Source organism: Luteibacter sp. (assembly GCF_009912395.1).
Lineage (GTDB): Bacteria > Pseudomonadota > Gammaproteobacteria > Xanthomonadales > Rhodanobacteraceae > Luteibacter.
The window spans coordinates 38,084-65,058 of the sequence record NZ_WNDO01000012.1 but is presented as its reverse complement, the minus strand read 5'-3'; the positions used below and the strand labels follow the sequence as shown (position 1 = coordinate 65,058).

16 protein-coding genes are annotated in these 26,975 nt (G+C 65.3%); all 16 read right to left on the bottom strand.

Annotated features, from left to right (window positions below):
* Positions 1 to 10: 10 nt before the first annotated feature.
* Positions 11 to 886 (bottom strand): UTP--glucose-1-phosphate uridylyltransferase, encoded by an 876-nt coding sequence (locus GAK28_RS12440; RefSeq protein WP_291779349.1) that lies wholly within the window; start codon positions 884 to 886, stop codon positions 11 to 13.
* On the bottom strand, positions 883 to 2,781 hold the full coding sequence (locus GAK28_RS12435) for a nucleoside-diphosphate sugar epimerase/dehydratase (RefSeq protein ID WP_291779346.1): 1,899 nt from the start codon (positions 2,779 to 2,781) through the stop codon (positions 883 to 885). The genes GAK28_RS12440 and GAK28_RS12435 overlap by 4 nt, the downstream gene beginning before the upstream one ends.
* A complete protein-coding gene (locus GAK28_RS12430; RefSeq protein ID WP_291779343.1) occupies positions 2,768 to 3,805 on the bottom strand; it encodes a glycosyltransferase family 4 protein in 1,038 nt (345 codons plus the stop codon). The genes GAK28_RS12435 and GAK28_RS12430 overlap by 14 nt, the downstream gene beginning before the upstream one ends.
* Positions 3,802 to 4,974, bottom strand: a complete 1,173-nt coding sequence (gene lapB / locus GAK28_RS12425; protein ID WP_291779339.1) for a lipopolysaccharide assembly protein LapB — start codon at positions 4,972 to 4,974, stop codon at positions 3,802 to 3,804. The genes GAK28_RS12430 and lapB overlap by 4 nt, the downstream gene beginning before the upstream one ends.
* Complete coding sequence (locus GAK28_RS12420; protein ID WP_291779336.1) at positions 4,971 to 5,231, bottom strand: LapA family protein; 261 nt, start codon at positions 5,229 to 5,231, stop codon at positions 4,971 to 4,973. Before GAK28_RS12420 ends, lapB begins: the two co-directional genes overlap by 4 nt.
* A gap of 144 nt (positions 5,232 to 5,375) precedes the next feature.
* Positions 5,376 to 5,678: an integration host factor subunit beta gene (locus tag GAK28_RS12415; RefSeq protein WP_291779333.1), complete on the bottom strand. Its 303-nt coding sequence runs from the start codon at positions 5,676 to 5,678 to the stop codon at positions 5,376 to 5,378.
* 94 nt (positions 5,679 to 5,772) lie between these two features.
* Positions 5,773 to 7,446, bottom strand: a complete 1,674-nt coding sequence (gene rpsA, locus GAK28_RS12410) for a 30S ribosomal protein S1 (RefSeq protein WP_291779330.1) — start codon at positions 7,444 to 7,446, stop codon at positions 5,773 to 5,775.
* Between the two features lie 166 nt (positions 7,447 to 7,612).
* Positions 7,613 to 8,293 (bottom strand): (d)CMP kinase, encoded by a 681-nt coding sequence (gene cmk, locus GAK28_RS12405; protein WP_291779327.1) that lies wholly within the window; start codon positions 8,291 to 8,293, stop codon positions 7,613 to 7,615.
* A 75-nt stretch (positions 8,294 to 8,368) separates the two neighbouring features.
* Positions 8,369 to 11,014 carry a malto-oligosyltrehalose synthase gene (gene treY / locus GAK28_RS12400; RefSeq protein WP_291779324.1) on the bottom strand — a complete coding sequence of 882 codons (2,646 nt, stop codon included), beginning with the start codon at positions 11,012 to 11,014 and terminating at the stop codon, positions 8,369 to 8,371.
* Complete coding sequence (gene malQ / locus GAK28_RS12395; protein ID WP_291779321.1) at positions 11,011 to 13,089, bottom strand: 4-alpha-glucanotransferase; 2,079 nt, start codon at positions 13,087 to 13,089, stop codon at positions 11,011 to 11,013. Before malQ ends, treY begins: the two co-directional genes overlap by 4 nt.
* A 3-nt stretch (positions 13,090 to 13,092) precedes the next feature.
* Positions 13,093 to 14,844 carry a malto-oligosyltrehalose trehalohydrolase gene (treZ, locus tag GAK28_RS12390; RefSeq protein ID WP_291779318.1) on the bottom strand — a complete coding sequence of 584 codons (1,752 nt, stop codon included), beginning with the start codon at positions 14,842 to 14,844 and terminating at the stop codon, positions 13,093 to 13,095.
* A complete protein-coding gene (gene glgX / locus GAK28_RS12385; RefSeq protein WP_291779315.1) occupies positions 14,841 to 16,946 on the bottom strand; it encodes a glycogen debranching protein GlgX in 2,106 nt (701 codons plus the stop codon). The genes treZ and glgX overlap by 4 nt, the downstream gene beginning before the upstream one ends.
* Positions 16,947 to 16,957: 11 nt before the next feature.
* Positions 16,958 to 19,141, bottom strand: a complete 2,184-nt coding sequence (gene glgB, locus GAK28_RS12380) for a 1,4-alpha-glucan branching protein GlgB (protein WP_291779516.1) — start codon at positions 19,139 to 19,141, stop codon at positions 16,958 to 16,960.
* Positions 19,141 to 22,458: a maltose alpha-D-glucosyltransferase gene (treS, locus tag GAK28_RS12375; protein ID WP_291779313.1), complete on the bottom strand. Its 3,318-nt coding sequence runs from the start codon at positions 22,456 to 22,458 to the stop codon at positions 19,141 to 19,143. The genes glgB and treS overlap by 1 nt, the downstream gene beginning before the upstream one ends.
* A gap of 3 nt (positions 22,459 to 22,461) precedes the next feature.
* Positions 22,462 to 25,731 (bottom strand): maltotransferase domain-containing protein, encoded by a 3,270-nt coding sequence (locus tag GAK28_RS12370; protein ID WP_291779310.1) that lies wholly within the window; start codon positions 25,729 to 25,731, stop codon positions 22,462 to 22,464.
* Positions 25,732 to 25,914: 183 nt separating this feature from the next.
* The gene (gene zipA / locus GAK28_RS12365) at positions 25,915 to 26,952 is read right to left on the bottom strand and encodes a cell division protein ZipA (RefSeq protein ID WP_291779308.1); all 1,038 of its coding nucleotides are present in this window, start codon (positions 26,950 to 26,952) and stop codon (positions 25,915 to 25,917) included.
* Between the last annotated feature and the right edge of the window lie 23 nt (positions 26,953 to 26,975).

Genomic DNA, 26,975 nt, shown 5'->3' with positions numbered 1-26,975 from the left:
GTCGACCGCGTCAGGCCTTGTTGGCGAACTCGCGCACGATCGGCGCCAGCTTGGGGTCTTCCAGGGCCATCGCCATGGTGGCGCGGACCAGTCCCGCCTTGTTGCCGCAGTCGAAACGCGTGCCCTCGAAACGGTAGGCGAGCACCTTGCCGCCGTCCTTGAGCAGGTTTTCGATGGCGTCGGTCAGCTGGATCTCGCCGCCCGCACCCGGCGTGGTCTTCTCCAGATAGTCGAAGATCGCGGTGGGCAGCACGTAGCGACCGACCACGGCGAGATTCGACGGCGCATCGGCCGGCTTGGGCTTCTCGACCATGTGCTTGATGACCGACGAGCGGTCGTCCAGCTTCTGGGTGGCGTCGACGATGCCGTACTTGTCGGTGTCCTTCTCCGGCACTTCCTCGACGGCGATCACGCCAGCGCCATGAGCGGCGGCGGCTTCGGCCATCTGGCGCAGCGCGCCCTTGCCTTTGTTCCAGATCAGGTCGTCCGGCAGCATCACGCCGAAGCGCTCGCCCTGCACCACCGACGAGGCACGGCGCACCGCGTCGCCGAGGCCAAGGGCTTCGGGCTGGGTGACGAAGATGCAGCGCACGTGGCTCGGCAGGATGTCGCGGAGGATCTTGAGCAGTTCTTCCTTGTGCTTCTCCGCCAGCTTGGCCTCGAGTTCGTAGGCCTTGTCGAAGTAGTCGGCGATCGCGTGCTTGTAGCGGTTGGTGACGAACACCAGCGTGTCGGCACCGGCATCGACGGCCTCGTCCACGGCGTACTGGATCAGCGGGCGGTCGAGTACCGGGAGCATTTCCTTGGCTACCACCTTGGTCGCGGGCAAGAATCGCGTACCGAGGCCAGCCACCGGAAATACGACCGTGCGCAGGGGTTGGGTCATGCGTTGTCTCCGTTCTCGTTGCGTCGTAGCGGCACGACGTTGTCGGTCTGCGACTCGGTCCAGCGAAAGGACGGCAGCAGTTGCGACACGCAGCGGCGCAGGGTTTCTTCATCGAACTGCGCCACGGCCTCTTCGGCCCGGGCCAGCTGGGTTTGCAGCAGCTCCCAGGACACCTGTCGGTGCTGGGCCTGGAAAATCTTGGCGTGGGTCGTGCTCTTGTAGTTCTCCAGGGGGTGGAACAGCTCTTCGAACAATTTTTCGCCGGAACGCAGGCCGGTATACACGATCTGGATATCCGAGCCCGGCCGTTTGCCGGCAAGACGGATCATCTGCTCGGCGAGGTCGTGGATCTTGACCGGGTCGCCCATGTCGAGCGCGAAGATCTCGCCGCCCTTTCCGAGGCTCGCCGCCTGCAGGATGAGCTGGCAGGCTTCGGGAATCGTCATGAAGTAGCGCGAAATCTCCGGATGCGTGATCGTCACCGGACCGCCCTGGCGGATCTGCCTGCGGAACAGCGGAACCACCGAGCCGGCCGAGTCCAGCACGTTACCGAAGCGGACGGTAATGAAACGTGTAGAGGTGTGTGCGGCGAGGTTCTGGCACCAGATCTCGGCCATGCGCTTGCAGGCACCCATGACGGAGGTCGGGTTCACCGCCTTGTCGGTGGAGATCAGCACAAACGACTCGACACCGCAGCGCACGGCCGCACTGGCCACCACGCGCGTTCCCATCACGTTGTTGCGGAAGGCCTCGCGCAACTGACCCTGCAACATCGGCACATGCTTGTAGGCCGAAGCGTGGAACACGATCTGCGGCTGGGTTTCCTCGAACAGGCGATTAATCGCCACGGCCTCGCGGGCATCCGCCAGCACGCCGTTGAAGATCAGCTCCGGATACGCCGAGGTCAGTTCTTGGCCGATCCGGTAGAGGTTGTATTCGGACATTTCCACGACGGTGAGCGACTGGGCACCCAGTCGCGCGACCTGGCGGCACAGTTCCGAACCGATCGATCCGCCACCGCCGGTGACCAGCACACGACGTCCGCTGACGTTCTCGCGGATGGCGGTCCAATCCAGCTCCACGGCGTCGCGCCCGAGGAGATCCTCGATGGCGACTTCCTTGATCTCGTTGAACTGGGCACGCCCCGCCACGACGTCCTCGAGGCGGGGAACGGTGCGGAACGGCAGGCCCGTGCTTTCGCAATAGGACACGATGCGGCGCATCTGTGCCGTGCTCGCGCCCGGTACGGCGATCAGCAGCATCTGCACGGCCACGGCACGCGACAACTCAGCCAGTTGGTCGATGGTGCCGAGCACCGGCACGCCACCGATCTGCGCGCCGCGCAGGGCCGTGTTGTCGTCGACGAAGCCGATCACGCTGTAGCGGCTGTCGCGACGCAGGTCGCGCGCCAGCGCATCGCCCGCACGATCCGCACCGACGATCAGCACGCGCTTGCTTGGCACCGACTGGAACAGGTCGATGCGGCTGTCCTTCCAGAAGCGATAGCTGAGTCGCGGCAGGCCGAGCAGGACGACCAGCACCACCGGGTAGACCAGCAACACCGAGCGCGGCACGCCATCGAGCCGCGAGTACATGACCATCGCCAAGCCGATGATCAGGGAACCGATCACCGTCGCACGGATGATGTTCCACAGGTCGGGCAGGCTCGCGAAGCGCCAGACGCCCTTGTACAGGCCGGTCCAGTTGAAGACGGCGCCCTGCACCAACAGCACGATGGGGAACTCCATCGGCAGGTAGGTGACCGGGGCCAGTTCGGGCATCAGCGCGTAGCGCAGGGATTTGGCGATCCACCAGGCGAGCGCCGCCATGGCCAGGTCGTGAGCGACCACGGCCGTACGAGGATGGATGATGCCGATGAACTTACGGAGAAACATGTCGCTCCCTTCGACGCAAGCCATATCGCTTGCCAGTACGCCAGACCGCTGCCCCTACCACATACGTTGCCACGAAGCACCAGGGTGCCGCCTGAGGGAGGCGGAACGCGATCCATGCGATGGGAACGCAGACCAGAACGTTCCATGCCAGGTAGCCCAGGGCCACCCGCCGGTGTGACGATCCTCGTCTCACGAGCCACTGATAGAGATGCTCGCGATGCGGAGTGTACCAGCGCGCACCGCGCAGCATTCGCACGAGCAGCGTCAAGGTGGCGTCGATGACGAAGGCCGATGACAGGATGAGGACCGGCCACAGCAAGTTCGTGCGAAAGACCCAGAGCATCGCTGTCAGGGCGAAAACCAGCAAACCCAGGGTGCCGCTACCCACGTCACCCATGAAAATCCGAGCTGGCGAGCGGTTGAACCACCAGAAACCGGCCGCTGCCGCGGCCATCGACAGTCCGGCGCCAGTGATGGCGACCGTCCCCGCGCCCCAGGCCAGGGCGGCGCTGGCAGCACCGAAGAACATGGCCTGCTGGGCGGCCAGCCCATCGATGCCATCCATGAAATTATGCAGGTTGATGCACCATACCCCGGCGACCAGCAGCGGTACGGCCCACCACAGGCTCGCCGTGCCCGACGCCACGGCCACGCAGAGCAGCAGGGTCGCGGCGAGCTGGATGAGCAGGCGAGACCGGATCGGCAAGGAACCATGGTCGTCCAGCCAGCCGATCGCCGCGACCGCGATGGTGGCCACGGTAAACGCGGCGACGACCGGCACGCCCGGGGATTGGGGCAGGAGCAGCAACGCCGACGGCATGCCCACCAGGGCACCGATAACAATACCGATGCCTCCTCCGCGCGGCGTGGGGATCGTGTGCGACCGACGGTGCCCGGGGGTGTCGAGCATGCCCCTGCGATGGGCATAGGCGATGGCCACGCGGACACACGCAAGGGAAACGACCAGGGCGAGGACGGTGTAGCCGGCCAGGGCCTGCGTGCCGTTCATGAGGGGAAGGATCATTCGTTGGCGACACCATGGATGGGCCGAACGCTACCCCAGCTCTTGCAACTGGGGCACTGCCAGTGGTGCGCCTTCGCGCCGAAGCCGCATCGGCTGCATCGGTACATGGCCTGCCCTTCCAGCAACTTGCGGGTCAGGTCGCGAAGAATCAGGTAGTTCTCCCTCGCTTCACCGGACACCTTGTCCATGGTCGCATCGATGAGCGCCATGAGGCCGCGCACGGAAGGACGCTTGCGCAGCTGGCCGGTGAGGAAGTCGATGGCGGTGCGCTCACCGTCCCTGCCCTCGTAAAGCCGGGTCAGGGCCAGCACCGGGGAGATGCCGTGGTAGCGCTGCATGATCTCGCGAAGGAAATCCTCCGCACGATCCATCTGCTGCGAGCGTGCGTAGCAGTTGAGAAGCGGAGGCAAGATTTCCGGCACGAAGGCGATGTCGGCGTCGATGGCAGCCTCGTAGGAGGCAATCGCGCCAGGCATGTCGTCATCCTCGGACGAAAGCCGGCCGGCGATCATGTGGGCGCGCACGCAATCGGCCTGGCAGGAGAACGCCTCGCGCACGTAGTCGCGAGCCTCCGTGCGCGCACCGTGCTGCCGCGATTGTTCGGCCAGCTCGCAATAGAACTGGGCGATCATGGCCGACTCATCCTCGCCGGTCATCGCCTCGAGGCGGCGTGCGTGGTCGATCGCCTTGTGCCACTCGCGCTCGTGCTGATAGATCGCGATGAGATGGCGCAGCGCCGAGGGTGCCAGGGCATCCATGGCCACCAGATCGGAAAACAGCGTTTCGGCGCGATCGAGCAGGCCGGCGCGCATGTAGTCCTCACCAAGCTCGAGGAGTGCCACCGTCTTCATTTCATCGGAAAGCCCCTGGCGCGATACCAGGTGCTGGTGCAGGCGAATCGCGCGGTCGACCTCGCCCCGCTTGCGGAACAGGTTGCCCAGGGCCAGATGCGTCTCGACGGTATCGCGGTTGTATTCGGCCAACCGCAGGAAGACCTCGAGCGCCTTGTCCTGCTCCTCGTTGAGCAGATAGTTCAGGCCTCGGAAGTAGTCGGAGGAAAGCTCGTTGACACGATCGCCGGAACGGCGCGTGTGAGTTCGGCGGGCCATCCACCAACCGGTAGCGAAAGCCAGCGGGGGAACCAGCGCCAGCAGCCAGATCGGATTCATGCGGTCTTCGCGCTGCCTGCCTTGCGATCCCCCAGGGCCCGGCGACGTTTGCGCTGGTTAGCCCAGGATGTGCCCAGCCATGCGGTGATGCCGCCCAGGATCCAACCCACCAGCAGGGCGACCAGCATGGCCGCGCCCTTCGGTACGGAGCCACGAGCGAAACCGAAATCGAACGGCACGAGGTCGGCGTTCAACGCGCCGAAAACGATGCCGGCGGCGATGAACAACAACAGGAAGATGATGGCGATCAGACGCATCCGGCGACTGTACCCGAATCATGAATGACGTGGTGTGCGGGAATTACGAATTCGTACAGGTTGGAAGCGAAAGGCATGCAGCGTGAGTCCCTGCGGATGGCCAAAAGGTTTCGAGCCACCCTGCCCGCCAAAAAAAACGCCGCGTCAAAGCGCGGCGTCGTTTTCCATGGCGAGGTTCACGCGTTCGCGCAATTCCTTTCCTGGCTTGAAGTGCGGGACGTGCTTGCCCGGGAGGGCCACGGCCTCGCCCGTCTTGGGGTTGCGCCCCATGCGCGGCGGACGGAAGTGCAATGCAAAGCTACCGAAGCCGCGGATCTCGATGCGCTCGCCCGTGGACAGGGCAAGGCTCATCTGCTCGAGCACGCTCTTGACGGCAAGTTCCACGTCGCTGAAGGCAAGGTGGGTCTGGCGCCGCGCCAGCGCCTCGATGAGTTCCGACTTTGTCATGGGTCCCCTGATTTTTCTTTAAAGCTGAGGCTCGAAACCTGTTTCCCACAAGAAGAGGGGCGGCGAACCGCCCCTCTTCCGACGATCAGGCCAATTAGTCGGCCTTGTTCATCTGCTCCTTGAGGAGCGCGCCGAGCTTGGTCGTGCCGCCGGCAGCGGACTGGTAGTCGGCCATGGTGTCGGCCAGCTCTTCCTCGTCCTTCGCGCGGATCGACAGCTGCAGCTGACGGCCCTTGCGATCCATGCCGGTGAACTTGGCTTCGACCTTGTCGCCGACCTTCAGGTGCTGCGTGGCGTCTTCCACACGCTCCTTGGCGATGTCGTTGGCGCGGAGGTAACCCTCGACGCCTTCGCCCAGGTCGATCACGGCACCCTTGGCATCGACTTCCTTGACCGTACCGTTCAGGACCGTGCCGCGCGGATTCGTGGCCATGAACTGGCCGAACGGATCCTGCTCCATCTGCTTGATGCCGAGGGAGATGCGCTCACGCTCCGGATCGACAGCCAGGACCACGGCCTCGACTTCATCGCCCTTCTTGAAGTTGCGGACGAGGTCTTCACCCGAGGCCTGCCACGAGATGTCGGACAGGTGGACGAGACCGTCGATGCCGCCTTCGAGACCGATGAAGATACCGAAATCGGTGATCGACTTGATCTGGCCGGAGACCTTGTCGCCCTTCTTGTGCATGGCGGCGAAGGCTTCCCACGGGTTCGAGCGGGTCTGCTTGATGCCCAGGGAGATGCGGCGACGCTCTTCATCCACGTCGAGGACCATGACTTCGGTCTCGTCACCGACCTGCACGACCTTGGCCGGGTTGACGTTCTTGTTGGTCCAGTCCATTTCGGAGACGTGCACCAGGCCTTCGACGCCCGGCTCGATCTCGACGAAGCAGCCGTAATCGGTGACGTTGGAGACCTTGCCGAACAGGCGGCTGCCGACCGGGTAGCGGCGGGCGATGGCGACCCACGGATCGTCGCCGAGCTGCTTCAGGCCGAGCGAGACGCGGTTGCGCTCGCGGTCGTACTTGAGGACGCGGACGTCCAGCTCGTCGCCGACGTTGACCACTTCCGACGGGTGACGCACGCGCTTCCACGCCATATCGGTGATGTGCAGCAGGCCGTCGATGCCGCCGAGGTCCACGAACGCGCCGTAATCGGTGAGGTTCTTGACCACACCCTTGACGACCGCACCCTCGGTGAGGCGCTCGAGCAGCTTCTCGCGCTCTTCGGAGAACTCGGTCTCGACGACGGCGCGGCGGCTGACGACCACGTTGTTGCGCTTGCGGTCGAGCTTGATGATCTTGAACTCGAGGTCCTTGCCCTCGAGGTAGACCGGGTCACGGACCGGACGCACGTCGACCAGGGAGCCCGGCAGGAACGCGCGGACGTCCTTGATGTCGACGGTGAAGCCGCCCTTGACCTTGCCGGAGATCTTGCCGGTGATGGTCTCTTCCTTGTCGAACGCCTGCTCGAGGTCGTCCCACACCATCGAACGCTTGGCCTTCTCGCGGGAGAGCTTGGTCTCGCCGAAGCCGTCTTCGAGCGCGTCGAGCGCGACCTTGACTTCGTCGCCCACTTCCACTTCGAGAGCGCCGTTCTCGTCCTTGAACTGCTCGATCGGAACGATGCCTTCGCTCTTCAGGCCGGCGTTGATCACCACCACGTCGTTGCGGATTTCCACAACGATACCGGTGACGATGGAGCCGGGCTTCAGCTTCGAAATGGCCTGCTGGCTCTGTTCAAACAGTTCGGCAAAACTTTCAGTCATGTTGATTCCAGGGTTATGAAAGGTCGTACCCGGCGCAGGCGTGCTTCTTGAACGCGAGCGGTCAGGGGACCCACCGGTTGTGGGTGCTCAGGGGAGATATCAAGTGTGCCCCCCGGCACCGTTGCCAAGAACCCGTGCGTACCGCACGAGCGTTGTGCCGGATGCGTCAGGGACGCACCACGGCGAAAACCTTTGCCACCACCACCTCGATGGGCATGCCGGTGGTATCGACTACCACGGCGCCCTCGGCGGGCTTCAACGGGGCGACCGCCCGCGACGCATCACGCTCGTCGCGCGCCTCGATTTCCCGTTGGAGGCCTGCAAGTGTAACGCTCAGCCCCTTATCCTTCAACTGCTTATAGCGCCTTTTCGCCCGCTCGACCGCGCTGGCCGTAAGGAATACCTTGTGGGCGGCGTCCGGGAAGATCACCGTACCCATGTCGCGGCCGTCCGCGACCAGGCCCGGAGCCTTGCGGAAGGCCAGTTGGAGGTCCACCAGGGCCTGCCTGACGGAGGGGATCACGGCGATAGCCGAAGCGGCCGCGCCAGCCGTTTCCGTGCGCAGCTCGTCCGTGGCGTCGTGGCCGTTGACCAGCACATGCGTCTCACCGCCGTCGGGACTGGCCTGGAAGCGGATCTTCACGGCCTGGGCGCAGCGGGTGACAGCATCCACGTCCGACAAGTCGATGCCCTGCTCGCCCGCCGCGTAGCCCACGGCCCGGTAGAGGGCGCCGGAATCCAGCAGGTGCCAGCCGAGCTGCTCGGCCACGAGGCGGCTGATGGTCCCCTTGCCGGACCCGGAAGGCCCGTCGATGGTAAGGACGGGGACAACCGTCGGATGGGCCATGGGAATACCTCGCTCGGGAAACCGGCATGATATCGCCGTGGACACCTGCCTGAGCGCGTGGTAAGTCGGCTCCCGTTACGCGTGGCCGCCCGGCCGCCCCCTGCGGGGCTCGGACAGAACCTCTCCCCACCATGCCGCCACGGGTAGCCCGGCGAAGATATCCGCCGCCAGCACCGTGCCGCCGTCGAGCACCCCATCCGTCAGGACGCCCGCCCAGTTCCGTCCGGGCAATTCGAATGTCGTCCCTTCCCAGTGGGTCTTGGGCACGCCGGGCCCATCCGTGCCCGCGAGCCACCCGGCAAGATGGCGCCCCACGGCGACGAACAGCATCCGCCCCCGATGCTCGCGGACGAAGGCGAGCACATGCGCTGCCGCCGGCCCTTTCGCCTCGACCGGGCGATAGCCACCCTGGGCGAACAAAGCCGGATGCGTCTTCCTCAGGCAGAGCAACCGGCGGATCACCGACTGCTTGATGACGCCACCCCGCCAGTCCGCCAACGCCTCCCGCGGCACCGGGTCCCGGGCCAGCGAGGCGGAGTGCGCCGCGAAGTCCACGGGGCGCCGGTTGTCGGGATCCACCAGGCTGAAATCCCAGTACTCGGTGCCCTGGTAGAGATCGGGTATGCCCGGCATGGTCATCCGCAACACCGCCTGGGCCAGGCCATTCGCCGCCCCCGGTGCCGCGATGTAGTCGGCGAACGCGCGAAGTTCGGCCGCCGCCTCCCCCGACAACATGGCCCGGAGGAAGTCCTCGCAGGCGTCCTCGTAGGGTTCATTGGGCGAGGTCCAGCGCGTCCAGCGCTTGGCTTCGCGCAGGGCCTTGCGCTGCCACGCGGCAATCCGGGTGGCAAATGCTTCCAGCCCGTCCTCGTCGTCCACACGGAGATCCAGCGGCCATGCCCCCACGAGCATCTGGTACAGCATCAGTTCGTCGGCGGCCGATGGCGCCATGCGTCCATCCGCGCGCTGGCGGAAGGTGTCATGACGCATCCGCCAGCGCTCCACGGTCGGCACCCAGCGGCCGGCCACCTCGGACAACACCGCCAGGCGTGCGCGCAGGTCTTCGCCGCGCTTATGATCATGTGTGGCGGTGGACAGCAGCGCATGCGGAAACGTCGCCGCCCGTTCGACCGCATGGCGATGGAAATCCTCGGGCGACAAGGCGAGTCGCGCAGCATCCACGCCCACCTCGTTACGTGACAGCAATCGACCGTAGCGATAGCCAGCAGTGTCCTCGACCGCCTTGGCCGCCACGGGCGAAGTCGCCTGCTGGAATACCGAGATGGCCCGTTCGCGGGCACGCCGCACGGGCCCGGGCGGCAGCGAACGCGGCGCCTCGCCACCCAGCCATGCCGCCACCAGATGCAGCAGATCGGCATCCTCGCCGCGCAGCGTGCGTAACGCGCCTTCCACCGCCCGAGCGAAGATCGCCTCGTCGAAGGCGTCGCGGCCGGTGCCACCGGCATAGGTGCGATACACAGGAAAGTGCACGAGCAGTTCCACGAGGACGCGACGGATCGCGGCCAGCGAAACGTCGCGCGTCGCCACGGCGGCACGCGCCGAAGCGAACAACGCCCTCGCCGTGCGATCCAGCTCCGACTCGAAACTGTCGACCAGGATCTGCCGGCGCGCCCGCACAGCCTGCGTCGCGAAGTCGGCGGCCTCACCGGTCAATTTTCGCCACAAGCCGGTGAGTGGTGCTTCGCCCGCCTCGTCATGCAGCACGGCCGAGACCTGGTCCATGAACTCGTAGCCAGTCGTGCCGTCCACGCGCCAGTCGATCCGCAGTCGCTCGTCGTCGGCGAGGATCTTCTCCACCACGACGTAGGCGCCACCGGGCCATGCGTCCTTCGGTCGCTGCGAGCGCAGTCGGTCGAAGCGGTGACGCAGTTGCCGACAGTAGCGGCGCGGATCGGCCAGGCCATCGACATGGTCGCAGCGCACGCCGTCGATGAGTCCTTCCGCGTAGAGGCGGAAGATCGTGCGATGGGTGTCCTCGAACACCGCCGTGCGTTCGATGCGCAGGCCGGCCAGTTCGTTGATGTCGAAGAAACGACGGTAGTTGACCATGTCGCTGGCCAGCTTCCAGAAGGCCAGGCGATAGTGCTGCCTCTCGATCAATGCATACAGTTGCGCCCTACCCTCGTCGATCGACGGATCGTGCGTCGCGATGGCATCGTCGCCCAGGTCTCGAGTCGAGGCAGGCGACAGTGGCAGGTGATCGTCATAGAGACGTAGCGTCCATTCGCCGCGGTGACGCGCCAGGCGCAGATGCCCTTCGCGCAGGGTGGCATCGTAGCCCGCTCCGAGTATCGGAAGCAGCAGGCGCCCGCGCAGCAGTGGATCGGGCGACTGCCAGTCGATGTCGAAATGACCCGCGTAACGGCTGTCACGGCCATGGCGAAGCACGTCCATCCACCAGGCGTTTTCGGGTCCGACGCCCATATGGTTTGGCACGATGTCCACCACCAGGCCCATGCCCTGCGCACGCAACGCAGCGACCAGCCGACGCAACCCTTCCTCGCCACCGATCTCCGGATTGACCTGGTGGCAATCGACGACGTCGTAGCCATGCGTGGATCCCGCGCGGGCTCGCAGGATCGGCGAAGCATAGAGATGACTCACCCCGAGCCGCGCGTAGTAATCCACCACGCGCACGGCATCGTCGAAGGTAAAGCCCGCATGGAATTGCAGGCGCGCCAAGGCGCGCGGCGGGCTCACGTCCGGTTCCGCGTCTGGTCGATCGTGGCGCACACCGCATGCGCGATGGGGCCGTCGAACAGCCGCGCCGACGAATCGGGCATGCGGCGACGCCAGTTGGGATGGATCGCGTCGGTAGGCCCGGGGAGGTTCGGTTGCTCGTGCAGGCCGAGGATGTCCTCGACCGGGAAGATCGCGAGTGGCGCGGGCGTCTGCGCCACATGCTTCGCGGCAGCCACCACCACAGGCGAGATATCGTCCGGTGAGGGCGGCGAATCCTCGTTCCAGGCCGAGCCCGACGAGCAAAGCGCGCTCCACAGCCGATGGCGATCCGCCTCGCGCTGCACGCCCTCGTCCACGGCGGGATCATCAAGGCCAGCACGCTTGCGCCAGATCACGTCGCGCCCGCTCCACCAGCCGGCCACCGTGGGCACGTCGTGCGTACTGGTCGTGGCCATCGCATGGTCGGACCAGTCTTGCGGCGATACGAATCCGCCATCCTCCGCGCGCTCGAACCAGAGCACGCGGATGCCTAGCACGCCCTTGTCGCCGATACGCTTGCGGAAATCGGCGGGCACCGTACCCAGGTCTTCGCCGATGACAATCGCCCGATGCAGGTGCGACTCCAGGGCCACGAGGCGCAACAAGTCGTCCAGCGGATAGCGCACATAGGCGCCCTCGGTGGCGCCTGCGCCATGCGGCACCATCCACAGACGCTTCAGGCCCAGCACATGGTCGATACGCACGCCGCCCGCATGGGCCAGAGCCGCGCGCAGCATGCCGATGAACCCCTTGAAACCCGTTTCGCGCAGGCCGCGGGGCGAAAACGTCGTCAGCCCCCAGTCCTGGCCGAGGCGATTGAGTGCGTCCGGCGGCGCGCCGACCGATAGCCCACGAAGCATCTCGGCCTGATGCGCCCAGGCATGGCTGCCGCCCGCATCGGCACCCACGGCCAGGTCAGCCACCAGGCCGATCGCCATGCCAGCGTCGCGCGCGGCTTTCTGCGCATCGATGAGCCCTTGCGCCGCCAGCCATTGAAGCCAGGCATGGAACGCCACTTCACGCGAGTGTTCGCGGGCGAAGGCGGCCACCTCGGGGCTCGACGGATCGTGGAAGCCCGAGGGCCAGCCCTGCCAGCCACCCGGTCGACCGTGTGCGGTGAAATCCGCATGCAACGCTTCGAACCGCGCATGGCGCTCAAGGGGTTCACCCTGCTCCTTGCGGAAGGTGGCGAAGCGTTCGGCATGGTTGAAGTCCACCGACGCCCATTCGTAGACCGAGCGCAGGATCGTCATCCGCGCACGCGCGGCGCGCGGCCAGTCGATGAGATCGAGCCACTCCAGTTCGGCCAGCTCCTGGCGTAGGTTGTGCGTGTCGATCACCGCGCGCACGGTCTGCTCGCCACTGGTGCGTGCCGGATCGACGTAGAGGCCATTGAGGAACAGACGGCTGGATGGCGCGTAAGGGCTATAGCGCTCGGGGGCCGCGGCGAACAGCGCATGCACGGGACTGATGGCCAACGCATCGGCGCCCTTCTCCGCCGCCGCTCGAGCACAGAGCTCCAACGCGGTGAAGTCGCCGATGCCCCCGTCGCCCGGACGCCGCAACGAGGACATCTGCACCGCCACGCCCCAGGGTCGCCGAGCCTTCGGAAGATCTCCGATCCCCAGCGCGCGCGGAGGCGCGACGGCGACAACGACCTCCTGCTCGTCCAGCAACAAGGTGTAATAGCCGGGTGTCGCGGGGCCCGGCAGGCGACCCTCGCCCGACGGCAATTCGCCTTCGGCGATGCGCGTACCCTCAGCGTCGATGAGTTTCCAAACCCGTCCACGCGGCAGCGGCGGCAGTTGGATAGCCCCACCGGCGTCGGCGGTAAGCAGTCGGGGAAGCGAACGACCGCTGCGCTCCTCCTCGATCCGCCGCAGGCTATCCTCGACATCGTCCGGCGTATCCGCCGGCAAGCCCAGGGCCGCCAGCACGGCACGCAAGGTATGCGGCGGCGTGGACTGGGGACGGTCCAGCGCATCGCGCCAGTGCACGTCGACGCCCGCCTGTTCGGCAAGCAGGGCGAGACGATCGTCGAGTGCGGCATTCACGGCTTACGACTCCAGGCAGGCGACAGCGCGGCGGGCAGGGAGCAGGCCACGCGACAGGGCGGCGACGGTGGCGGCATCTCCATGCAGCCACGCCGCAGACGACGATGGTGTGCGTTCGATCGTGACGTCCGTGTCGCCGAGATTGACGAAGATCGTTAAACTGCGTTCGGCCAGCGCCCACGACGCGACAAAGGCCTGTTCGCCGAGTGCCATGGCGTCCTTGCCATAGGCCTGTGCGATATACGGCGCGACGTGTTCCTGGCGTACGGCGATAAGCGTGCGCAGCAGCGCACGTCGCTCCTCCCCCAGCGCGATGTCGCGCTCGGGAATGGACGCAGTGAAGGTGTCCGCGTCGTTCGGATCGGGAATGTCCTCACCGGCAAAACTTGCGAAGGCGGCAAATTCCTTGCGGCGCCCCTCACGCACCGCCTTGCGCAAGCGCTCGTCGATGAAATCGGTGAAGAACAGGAACGGCGTGCGACTGCCCCACTCCTCGCCCATGAAGAGCAAGGGCACGAAGGGCGCCAGGAGCAACAGGGCCAGCGCGGCCTCCATCGTTTCCGGATGCACCATCGCGCTCAGTCGGTCGCCAAACGCGCGATTCCCGACCTGGTCATGGTTTTGCAGAAAGTTGACGAAGCACGAGGCGGGAAGATGGGCGCTGGGTTCGCCGCGACGCTTTCCGCCCATCGTTTCGCCCTGGTAGGCGAAACCTTCGCGCAGGCTCCTTAGGAGCTTGTCCATCGCCGACTCGTAGTGGGCGTAATACCCTTCGTCCTCGCCGGTCAGCAGCACATGCAACGCATTGTGGAAGTCATCGTTCCATTGTGCGTCGAAGCGCCCCCGGCCCAGCAGGTTGGCCTGGTTGGCCTCGTTCTCCAGCACCAGATGCACATGGCGATCCGGCCCCATCGCCGCGTGGACCCGCGCCGCGAGCGAACCGAGCCATCCTGGATTGCCGATGGCATGCACGGCGTCGAAACGCAGCCCGTCGAAGCGATATTCCTCGAGCCAGTACAGCGCGTTGTGTACGAAATAGTCCCCCACCTGGGGCGTCGATACGCCGATCGATGCGCCCCAGGGCGTATGGATCGATTCGTCGAAGAAGCGCGAGGCGTAGGCATCCAGGTAATTGCCTTCCGGCCCGAAGTGGTTGTAGACCACATCGAGGAAGACCATCAGGCCCAGGCCGTGCGCCGTATCGATCAACGCCTTGAGGTCGTCTGGCGTGCCGTAGGCGGCCGACGGCGCATACGGCAGCACGCCATCGTAGCCCCAGTTGCGCTGGCCGGGAAACTCCGCGATGGGCATCAGCTCCACCGCCGTAACCCCAAGGGACGCAAGGTGCGGCAATACCATTTCGACACCGCGATAGCCTCCCAGCGCCCCCACGTGCAGCTCGTAGATCACCGTCTCGTGCCAGGGCCTGCCCTGCCAGTCGACATGGCGCCACGCGTAGGACGAGGGATCGACGACGACACTGTAGCCGTGCACGTCGCCGTCGCGTTGGCGACGCGATGCCGGGTCCGGCACCAGAAGATCGCCACCCACGCGGAACCGATACCCCGAATCCACCGGCGCAGGGCACACGCACTCGAACCAGCCATCGTCCAGCGAGCGCATGGTCGAAACATGACCACCTTCGCACTCGATGGCGACCGTATCCACATCGGGCGCCCACAACCGGAAACGCACGTTCCCGTCGCCCAGTGGCTTCGCGCCGTAGGGCATGGCGTGGACGAAACGGGCACTCATGGGGACTCCAGACGAACCGCTGCGGCCAGTAGCACGACGCTATGCCCTTCCACCTCGATCGAGGATTCCGTCCAGGGTCGTTCCGACGCCCCCGGCTTGGCGCTGTCCGACCTCACTCGCCACGCGACCACCGGCTGCGGAAGCTGGAAGACGTGCATGTCCGGCGTGCCGTTGATGAGGATCAGCGTGATGTCGGCCTTCTTGTCCTGAGACTGAGCCCGCCGCAGGGCCAACAGGCGCCCCTCAGTATAGCCCCAGGTCTCCTGGCTCATTTCCGAACCGCTTTCGTCGAACCAGTTGACCTCCTTGATGCCGGGTACCACTTCGGTATCCCCGCGCAGGAAGTGTGCGGCTCTCAGCGTCGGATGCAGGTCGCGCAGGCGCACGAGGCGGGCGACGAAGTCGAAGAGTTCCTTGCCCTGGTCAGAGGTGGCCTCCTTCCAGTCGTACCACGACAATTCGTTGTCCTGGCAATAGGCGTTGTTGTTGCCCTGCTGCGTACGTCCGAATTCGTCGCCGCCCAGCAGCATCGGCGTGCCGTGCGAGAAGAACATCGTCGACAGCATCGCGCGCTTCACTCGGTCGCGCGTGGCGCGGATCGAGGGATCGTCCGTAGGGCCCTCCACGCCGTGGTTGTAGCTCTCGTTGTCGTTGCCGCCATCGCGGTTGTCTTCGCCATTGGCTTCGTTGTGCTTGTCGTTGTAGCTGACCAGGTCTTCCAGCGTAAAGCCGTCATGAGCCGTGATGAAGTTCACCGATGCCCAAGGCTTGCGACGCTGATGGTCGAAAAGTTCGCCCGACCCCTGAAGTCGCCCGGCCAGCGTGCCGCGCATGCCCGAATCGCCCTTCCAGAACCGGCGTACATCGTCACGGAACTTGCCGTTCCACTCGCCGAAACCTGGAGGATGATTGCCCAACTGGTAACCGCCCGGACCGATATCCCAGGGCTCGGAAATCAACTTCACGCCGTTGAGCACTGGATCCTGACGCATCGCATCGAACAGGCCGGCACAAGGATCGAAACCATGCTCCTCGCGCCCCAGGCTCACGCCGAGATCGAAACGGAACCCGTCGACATGGAAGGTCTGTACCCAGTAACGCAGCGAGTCCATCACCAACTGGAGGACGCGGGGATGCGCCGTATTGACCGTATTGCCAGTGCCGGTATCGTTGATGCAGTAGCGCGGGTTGTCCGGCATCAGCCGGTAGTAACTCTTGTTGTCCAGCCCACGGAACGACAGCGTCGTGCCGAGTTCGCTTCCTTCGCAGGTATGGTTGTAGACGACATCGAGGATCACCTCGATACCGGCAGCATGCAGCGCCTGCACCGTGGCACGAATCTCGTTGAGCGTGCCTTCGGAGAGATAGGCTGGTTCAGGAGCGAAGAACGCCAGGGTGTTGTATCCCCAGTAGTTACGCAGCTTCATCTCAGTGAGGCGGCGATCCTGGAGGTAGGCATGTACCGGAAGCAGTTCCACCGCCGTCACGCCCAGCTTCACGAGGTAATCGATCACATAGGGATCAGCCAGCGCGATGAAGGTGCCGCGCTCGTGGGCGCGGATGCGCTTTAGATTACGGGTGAATCCCTTGAGGTGGGTTTCATACACCACCGTGCGGTTCCACGGTGTATGCGGCCGTCGCCCCCCCTTCCAGTGCATCGGCTCGTCGACGACCACGCCCTTGGGCATAGCCGCCGCACTGTCGCGTCGATCGAACGAGAGATCCGCGCGGGACGAGGCGACGCGATAACCGTGCAGCACGTCCGACCAGCGCACCTGCCCATGGAGCAGTTTCGCGTAAGGATCTAGAAGGAGCTTGTTGGGATTGAAGCGATGCCCCTCCTCCGGCTGATAGGGACCATGCGCGCGGAAACCGTACAGCGTGCCGCCACGTACCCGCGGGAGATAGCCGTGCCAGATCTCGTCGGTGCATTCGGGAAGGTCGTACCGGGCGATTTCCCGCTTGCCGGAAGGATCGAACAGGCAAAGCTCGATACGCTCCGCATGCGCGGAGAAGACGGCGAAATTGGTGCCCATGCCATCACAGGTGGCGCCTAGCGGATAAGGCGAACCGGATTGCATGCGTTCGGGAAGAGCGGGCATCGCGTTCCTCTTCAGTCGGCCACGAAGATGACCGTGGACAGGGGTGGCAGGTTGAGCACGAGCGAACGCTCGAAGCCATGGGAGGCGACGTCCTGGGCGTGTCGCTCGCCTTCGTTGCCGACACCGGAGCCGCCATAGGCCTCCGCATCGGAATTGATCGCCTCGCGCCAGCGACCGCCCTGCGGTACGCCGATGCGAAAGCCGTGGCGCGGCGTGGGCGTCATGTTGCAGACAATGAGCGCGGGCGCCCCGTCGTCAGCGAGGCGCAACCAGGCGAACACGCTCTGGTCGGCGTCGTCGCCGATCACCCAGCGGAATCCGCGCGGATCGGCATCGAGCGCGTGCATCGCCGGCGTATCGGCATACACCCGATTCAGGTCGCGCACCAGTTTTTGTACGCCCAGGTGCAAGGGGTGATCGAGCAGGTTCCAGGCGATCTGGGCGTCATGGTTCCACTCGTGCGGCTGGGCGATCTCGCCGCCGGTGAACAGCAGCTTCTTGCCGGGATGCGCCCACATGAAACCGTAGTAGGCGCGCAGGTTGGCGAAGCGCTGCCATTCGTCGCCCGGCATGCGTCCCAGCAGCGAACGCTTGCCATGCACAACCTCGTCATGGGACAGCGGCAACACGTAGCGCTCGGAATAGGCATAGACCATGCTGAAGGTCATCTCACCATGGTGCCAGCGACGATGTATGGGGTCGCGGGATATGTACTCCAGCGAGTCATGCATCCAGCCCATGTTCCACTTGAAAGTGAAGCCGAGGCCGCCCTGCTCCACCGGCTGCGTGACACCGGGCCACGCGGTGGATTCCTCCGCGATGGTCATGCAGTCGGGATGACGCTCGGCCACCAGCTGGTTCACGCGACGCAGGAAGGCGATCGATTCGAGGTTCTCGCGGCCGCCGTACCGGTTCGGCACCCATTCGCCCGCCTTGCGCGAATAGTCGCGGTAGAGCATCGAGGCCACCGCATCCACCCGGAGGCCATCGACATGGAACCGTTCCAGCCACGCCAGCGCGCTGGAAACCAGATACGCCGATACCTCGTTGCGTCCCAGGTTGTAGATCAGCGTGTTCCAATCCTGGTGGAAGCCTTCGCGCGGATCGGCATGCTCGTAGAGCGGTGTGCCGTCGAAGTGTGCGAGGCCATGGATATCCGTCGGAAAATGCGCGGGCACCCAGTCGACGATCACGCCGACACCAGCTTCGTGGCAACGATCGACAAAGCGAGCGAAAGCCTCCGGCGTGCCGAACCGCGAGGTCGGCGCGAACTGGCCCAGCGGCTGGTAACCCCACGATCCACCGAACGGATGCTCGGACACCGGCAGCAATTCGATGTGCGTGAAGCCCATGCCGGCGACATACGGGATCAGGCGCTCGCCGATCTCGTCCCAATGCAGGTCGCCGCCGTCCGGGCTACGCAGCCAGGACCCGGCATGCAGTTCGTAGATCGAAAGGGGCGACCCGGCATGATGCAAGGCACCGCGACGACGAATCCACTCGTCGTCGGTCCAGTGGAACGCGGCCGGATCGGCGACGATGGATGCGGTGGCAGGCGGTAGCTCCGCAGCCAGTGCGATGGGATCGGCGCGCTGGGTGAGAGAGCCGTCGGCACCCAGCACTTCGTATTTGTAGCGCGCCCCCGGCAACAAGCCGGGCACGAAAAGCTCCCAGACACCCGACGGCACGCGCTTGCGCATCGGCTGTCGGCGACCGTCCCAGCTGTCGAAATCGCCTACCACGCTGACACGTCGTGCATTCGGTGCCCAGACGGCGAAGCGTACGCCATGCACGCCATCGCAAGTCGTGGGATGAGCGCCGAGAAAGCGGAACAACCCGATATGCGTGCCATCGGCGAAGCGCCGGAGGTCGTCGTCGCCAAGCAACACGCCGAAGGCATATGGGTCGTGGGTATCGTGCGTGCCAGCAGGCCAGCGCACGCGCAGGCGATAGGGATCGTCGCCATCGACGAAGCCGGCGAACACGCCCCCCGGGTGCACCTTGTCCAGGGTGGCCGTCACCTGCCCGGCGGCGTCGATGACTTCGACGCCATTGGACCCGGGCTGGAGGGTGCGCACGACGCGACGATCGCCGACGCGATGGGGGCCGAGCAAGGCGAACGCATCGCCATGCCGGCCATCGACCAGCGCGTCGACGGCGGCGCCGTCGTCGAGCCCATAGGTACGTGGATCGATCACGTATCCTCCTTCAGTTCATGTGCCGTCTCGCCACGCGTGGCATTCAGTAGCCCGCGCAGGGGCACGTCCAGCCAGCCTGGGCGATTCGCGGCCTCGTAGTTGATTTCGTAGGCGGCCTTCTCGATCACGAAGAGCTCGAGCACGGGCGCCAGTTCGTCAGCACCGATCCAGCGCACGGGCGCCTCGTCGAGCACGCGGCGATACGCCTCCAGGAACACCCTCGACGAGCGCTCGCGGAAACGAGCCAGGTAATCGCCGAAACCGGCGTCGTCCATCGGCGCCAGCCCATCCTCGCCACGTCGTGCCATCGCCGACGCGTAATCGAGGGAGCGTAGGAATCCCGCCACATCGCGCAGGGGCGAACTCTTGCCGCGACGCTCGTCCAGCGAGCGAGCCGGCTCGCCTTCGAAGTCGATGATGTATGCGTCGTCCTGCACCACCAGGATCTGGCCCAGGTGGAAATCGCCATGAGTACGCGTGGTGAGCGCGCCCCGCCCCGCCTCGGCCAGCTTGCCGATCCGGTTCTCCAGCGCGCCGGCCAGGCCACGCAGGGCTTCGACATCGGACGCAAGGTCTTCCGGCATGCCCGCCGCATGGTCCACGGACAGCAGCGCACGTCCCACTTGGCCACGCACGCCGTCACGCCATCCGTCGACAGTCGCGGCGGACGCCTTCTCCGGAGTGAACGCCGGCAAGTCGGTGGGCTGGGCGAGCAAGGCATGCAACTCGCCCAGTCGCTTACCCACCGCCGTGGCGAAGGCATCGTAGCCCGATTCGATTTCCGCCCGGCGGTCATCGTCGGTGGAGTGATTGAACTCGTCGTAGCTGCGACGCAGGTAGTCGAGCGTCCAGCGCCAGGCGTCGCCCTGGTTGCGCAGGAAGCCCTGGAGTACGGCCAGCGTCGTGCGCTCGCCGTTGTCGCTCACCAGCGCCACTTCACCCAGCAATGGCGACGTGTTCGCGTAGCCACGCTCGGTCAGGAAGCGCCCCATCTCCACTTCGGGGTTGATGCCCGCCGACGTACGACGGAACAGCTTCACCACGCCCGCGTCGTGCAGGATCATCGAACTGTTCGATTGTTCCGAGGCCAGCCAGCGGTTCTCGATGGCCGGATCGAAGTCGATGTCGTCGAACCCCTCCGTCTTCTCGAAACGGACGCTACCGCCGCTCACCGGCAACGAGGTGCCGTTGCGCAGGCCGATCAGCAGGCCGGAAGGAAACGCCTCCAACGAGAAGCCGTCGGTAAGCAGGCCGATGCGGCGACCGCGACGCACGCGGGCAAGCGCCAGAGCCTGCGCCTTCGCATTGGGGTTCTCGTCCTCCCACACGATGCCCACCGGCAGGCTGTAACGCTCCTTGCCACCATCGGACAGGGTGACCTCGATCTCGGTGAAAACGAGGTCGTCGCCACGATCGGGCCAGGGCACGGCCTTGAGCACCTTCACCGATTCCACGCCGCGATCCTTCGAGGCGAACCAGCGCCGTACATCCACGTATGCCGGAAGCACCTGGCGTTCGATCACGCCGCGATGGTGCTCCATCACCGGGCCTTCCACGAGCGGGCCGCGCAGGACGAGAGTCTCGTAGTCAGGCAGCGTTTCGGCCGGCACCTCGTGCCAGTCGGGCATCTGTGCATTGGGCAGCAGCTGGAAGGCATAGAAGCCATAAGCCGGTACGGTCAACAGGTAAGGCAGCTGCCCCACCGGCGGGAACGAGGTACCGCCGACGATCTCCACCGGTACCTGGCCATCGAATGCCGACAGGTCCAGTTCCACCGCCTGCAGGGTGCGCGACATGTTCGCCACGCAAAGCACATGCTCGTCGCCGAACTCGCGCAGGTAGGCCAGCACCTTGCGATTGCCCGGATACAGGAACTTCAGCGCGCCGCGACCGAACGCCTTGTAGCGCTTGCGCACCGCGAGCATGCGGCGGGTCCAGTTGAGCAGCGAATGGGGGTCACGCTGCTGGGCTTCGACGTTGATCGCCTGGAAGCCGTACAGCGGGTCCATGATGGGCGGCAGCACGAGGCTGGCGGGATCGGCACGGGAAAACCCGCCGTTACGGTCGACCGACCACTGCATCGGCGTACGCACGCCGTCGCGGTCGCCAAGATGGATGTTGTCCCCCATGCCGATCTCGTCGCCGTAATAGAGCACCGGCGTACCCGGCATGGTCAGCAGCAGCGCGTTCATCAGCTCGATACGGCGACGGTCGCGCTCCAGCAGCGGCGCCAGGCGACGACGAATACCGAGGTTGATGCGAGCGCGGCGATCGGCGGCATAGGTCTGCCATAGGTAATCGCGCTCGTTGTCGGTGACCATTTCCAAGGTCAGTTCGTCGTGGTTGCGCAGGAAGATCGCCCACTGGCAGTTCTCCGGGATCGCCGGGGTCTGCCGCATGATGTCGGTGATGGGGAAGCGGTCTTCGCGCGCGATCGCCATGTACATGCGCGGCATCAGCGGAAAATGGAACGCCATGTGGCATTCGTCGCCGTTGCCGAAATAATCCTGCGTGTCTTCCGGCCACTGGTTGGCCTCGGCAAGCAGCATGCGATCGGGGTAATGCTGGTCGATCTCCGCACGCATCAGCTTGAGGATCCCGTGCGTTTCGGGAAGGTTCTCGTTGTTGGTGCCTTCGCGTTCGATCAGGTACGGGACGGCGTCGAGGCGCAAGCCGTCCACGCCCATATCCAGCCAGAAGCGCATGACATCGAGCACTGCCTTGAGCACGGCGGGATTGTCGAAGTTGAGATCGGGCTGGTGCGAGAAGAAGCGATGCCAGAAGTACTGGCCGGCGACCGGGTCCCAGGTCCAGTTCGATTTCTCGGTGTCCAGGAAGATGATGCGCGTGCCGTCATAGGCCTGGTCGGTGTCGGACCACACATAGAAGTTCCGCGCTGCCGAGCCCTTCTTGGCATGACGTGCCTTCTGGAACCAGGGGTGCTGGTCCGAGGTGTGGTTAATGACCAGCTCGGTGATGACGCGCAAGCCGCGCTTATGAGCCTCGGCGATAAAGCGCTTCGCGTCGGCGAGCCGGCCGTAGTCCTCGTGCACGGCCTTGTATTCGGCGATGTCGTAGCCGTCGTCACGGCGCGGGCTGGGATAGAACGGCAACAGCCACAGCGTGTTCACGCCAAGGTCGGCGATGTAGTCGAGCTTGTCGATCAGGCCCTGGAAGTCACCCACGCCATCGTCATTGGCGTCGAAGTACGACTTCAGGTGCACCTGATAGATGATGGCGTCCTTGTACCAGAGCGGATCGCTCGAGAAATCTGGCGCCTTGACGTGCTTCTTGCTCTTTCCGCGTGTTGCCATGGATCAGACTCCGGGTAGCCGCACATGCCAGATCGCATAGGGCTGGCCGAGGCCGAGCCACACATGCTGAGCCGGACCACGCCAGGCGATGGGTTGGGGATGCAAAAGATCGTGGACGTCGAGGCTGGCGTCGTCCGGCAGCCCCCACTCGCCCAGGGGAAGGGTCAGGTCGGCGGCCTGCGCGTTGTGCGGGTCCATGCTGATAGCGACGAGGACGAGGTCATCACCCCGTCGCTTCTCGAAGAACAGGACCTGGTCGTTGTTCGCCGGCAGGAAGCGCACGCCGTGGTGCGTCTGTAACGCGGGGTGCGCGCGACGGATGCGGTTGAGCTGAGTGATCTCCGCGACGATGTTGCCCGGGGCGTCGAAGTCGCGAATGCGGATCTCGTACTTCTCGGAATCGAGATACTCCTCCTTGCCCGGCATCGGCGCCGATTCGCAGATCTCGAAGCCCGAGTACATGCCCCACAGGCCCGAGAGGGTCGTGGCCAGCGCGGCACGGATCAGGAAACCGGGACGCCCCGAGGTTTGCAGGAAGTACGGGTTGATGTCCGGGGTGTTGACGAAGAAGTTCGGGCGGAAGAAGTCCTTCGGCGGCGTGGTCGTCAGCTCGGTCAGGTAGTCGATGAATTCCTGTTTCGAGTTGCGCCAGGTGAAGTACGTGTACGACTGGCTGAAGCCCACCTTGGCCAGGCGATACATCGGCTTGGGACGGGTAAACGCCTCGGAGAGGAACAGCGCGTCGGGATACTTCGCCCTCACCCGCGCGATCATCCATTCCCAGAACGGAAACGGCTTGGTATGGGGGTTGTCCACGCGGAACGTGCGCACGCCCTCCTCCGCCCAGAACAGTACCGCATCGCACAAGGCCTGCCAGAGCGAGGGGACCGCGCCATCCGCGTAGAAATCGACGTTGACGATGTCCTGGTACTTCTTTGGCGGGTTTTCGGCGTACTTGATGCTGCCGTCGGGTCGCCAGTCGAACCATTCCGGGTGCTCTTTCAGCCAGGGATGGTCGGGCGAGCACTGGATCGCGAAATCCAGCGCCAGTTCCAGGCCATGCTCGTGGGCGGCGTCGCGCAGCGCGCGGAAGTCTTCCAGCGTGCCGAGCTGGGGATGGATCGCTGTATGACCGCCGTCGGGAGAGCCAATCGCATACGGGCTGCCCGGATCGTCCGGGCCCGGCGTCAGGGTGTTGTTGGGACCCTTGCGGAACGCTTTGCCGATGGGATGGATCGGTGGGAAGTACAGCACATCAAAGCCCATGTCGCGGATTGCGGGCAGGCGTCCTATGGTGTTGCGGAACGTGCCGTGATGCGCCTTCGATTCGGTCATCGAACGCGGGAACAACTCGTACCAGCTGGCGAACATGGCTTCGCGGCGATCGACCTCGATCACGAAGGTGTCCGTCACGGTCGAGCGGTCACGTGGGTCGGTGGCGCTCATCAGGTCTGCGGCGGCATCGGCCAGCAAGAGCGAGACACGTGCCTCGTCATTCGCCTTGCCCACGGCCGTCGCCAGGTTGCGCAAAGCCTTCGCCCGGGCTCCGGATGCGCCATTGGCTCGCTTCTCCACCAGCAGGCGCCCCTCCTCCAGCTCCAGCGCAACAGGCACGCCCGCCGCGTGCTTGACCTCCAGTTCATGGTGATAACTGGCGAACGGATCGCGCCAGGCTTCGATGCGGAATTCGTGTCGACCGATGCGGGTAGGCGTAAAACTCGCCGTGTAGATGTCGTTGTTGACCAGCGACATCGGCACGTCGTGCCAGCCCTTTTCATCCTGCGCGCGATAGCACAGGCGGGCGGCCAGCACGTCGTGTCCGTCAAGGAAAATATCCGCGGTGACGACAATCGGCTCGCCGACGATCCGCTTGGCGGGAAAGCGCCCGCCATCGACGGTGGGTTGCACCGCTTCGATCGCCACGCGCGGTGCGCGGGTGGCGTTTTGCAGCAACTCCTTCTTCACACTGGCTCCCATCTTTCGCAAGGCTGGTATCGAGGGTGTCGCGGAAAGCGTCAGCACGGCACCGGGCGCGAGGAGAAGCCCGTCGTCGTGTTCGAAAAGGCGATGGCCATCGGGTGTCGTCCAGGGACCAAAGTGGCTGGCCGCGCCAGTCAGGATGTCGGCGGACGCGACCGGTACGTCGCGATCGAGCGACGCGTTGACGAGGGTCAATGTCGCCTGCTTCGCGGTGCGCGCGTCCGCACCATCGACCGTGAGCAGCAAGGCGACGTCGCCATGCGTCGCGATATGCGGTGCCGGGGCTATCTGTGGCGCCACCGATGCGTTCGCGGCCTGGATCGTGTCGCGAAGATCGAGCAGTCCTTTCGCCTTCAGCGTCGTCGGATCCATGGGTTCGCCCCGTCGCGCATCGAGCGCGTCGTGCACGGCGAACTCGAAGCCCATGGGCACGAGCCATCCCGCCGGAGACGTCGCGGCGAAAGCTGCTGCGCGACGATAGGCGTGATCGAGCTGGTTTTCTTCGCCCAACTCATCACCTAGCCGCGTACCGAATGGCTCTTCCGCGCAGGCCAGCGATGGGGCGATCGCTGCCAGTCGCGTGGTTTCCTCGGCAAACCATGGCGCGCGATAGTCCCACCAGTTCGCCGAGGAAACCGTCGCATCGAAACCGACACCGCGCATCGCCGCGACCTGGTCGGGCGTGCAGCCGGGTGTCCATGCGAGGAAAGCGATGCCCGGTGCCTCATGACGCACGGCATCGATCAACGTTTTCCATAGGTGCGCGGAAAGCCGTTGCGGGTGAAGCAGGCGGAAGCCCGTTACGCCAGCAGCGACCCACCGCCGTAGCCGGTCGATCCACCACTGCGTGGCAGCGCCAGCCACATCGAGATCGTTCAACCGCCAACGAACGCTTTCGCTTTCGCTCGGGGTCCATCGCGGATCGGGCGTACCGTGCTGAGCGGCCACCGCCCTGAACCATTCGGGGTGCTCGTGACGCAGCGGTGCGTCGGAAGCGAGTTCGTCGAGCGGCAGGTCGAGCCAGAATTCCAGTTTCTTCGCGCGGCAGGCTTTTGCGATCTGGCCTAGTCGTGTCTCCGCATCGCCATCGGCGATCGCTGGATCCAATCGCTCGACATCGCGTGTCACGAAAACGTTACCGCACGATGAGGCCTCGAACGGTGGTGCCACCAGCAGCTGCGCAAAGCCCAGCCCTGCTGCGTGGTCGATCCACGCGTTCCACGCCGTCAACGGCCCGGCGAGGCGCGGATGCAGATAGTAGATCCGTAGTGGCGCACGCATGCTTGCCGACATGTGACTCGTGTTCCATGGGGTGTGGACACAAGCATGCCGGGCCGGATGTGTGCATCGTGCCAATGACCCGGACACGCGGAGGAGCCATCACAGTGACGCATCCGGGTGTTGCGGTAACGTGAACGCACGACGACAGACGGCCCCGCAGGGCCGTCCGGTTCACTCGCTGGATGGGATGTCGGCTTACTGGCCGAACTTGATCTCTTCGCTTTCGTGACCGCGGTCCCAGCCACGCAGTTCGTCACGGATGTGGGCGATGCGCTGACGACCGAGGGCGTTGCGCTCTTCGTCGAGCACGAGGCCATCGAGCAGCTCGGCGAGACGCTGCGCGGTGGGCAGCATGGCCTCCCAGGCATCGAGTGCGTTGATCGGGCCCGGCAAGGCCATGAAGAACGACAGGCCCGGGGTCTGCAAGGTGGCGACGCGGGCCATGTCGAAGTTGCCCGGCTTCACCAGGTTGGCGACGCTGAAGATCGGGCCCTGTTCCGGATGGCCGTCCACCAGGCGGTGGTAGATGCCCATGTCACCGAATTCGAGCCCCACCTTCTCGGCGGCCACGACCAGATCGGCACCACTGAACTTCATGCCTTCGCGGGACACGACATAGAGGCTGACGATGCGCTCGACCGGCGCATGGGTCGGGCGACGCCCCAGGTCGGAGCGCGGCGGGGTCTTCGCCGGGACCGGCGCGGCTACCGGAGCCGGGGCGGGCGGCGGAGGCGCGGGTGCCGGGACCGGCGCGGCTGGCGGGGCGGCGGTGACCGGCTCGTCGAGGTCGAACGGCAGATCGAGATCGATGCGCGGCTCGGTACGCTGCGCAGGGCGCGGCGCGGGCTCGTCGTGGATCACGGGTGCCGCGGAAGCATGTCGCTCGCCGACCAGCGACGCGCCCAGGCGCTCCAGCTCGGCACGCAGGTCCACATCCAGTTCGCCCTGTTTCGGCGACGGATTGAACAGCGGATCGTTGGCGTCGTCGTCGCGCGCGCTGAAGGAGTCATGGCGATCGAAGGTCTCGTGCTCCTGCGGTTCGCCCTCCTCGTCACCGAAGACGGGCTCACGACGCTCGCGCGCCCGCTCGGGCTGTTCCTGCACCGGCTTGCGTCGGCCCTGCTCCTTGCGCGGCTGGCCGAAAAGCCAGAGCAACACGAGCACGACGACGCCGACGAACAGCATCGGGATGCCGACAGCGGGATTCCAGGCGAGACCGATGGCGGGGGTCATGATTCGTTCGATTCCTTGGGTAG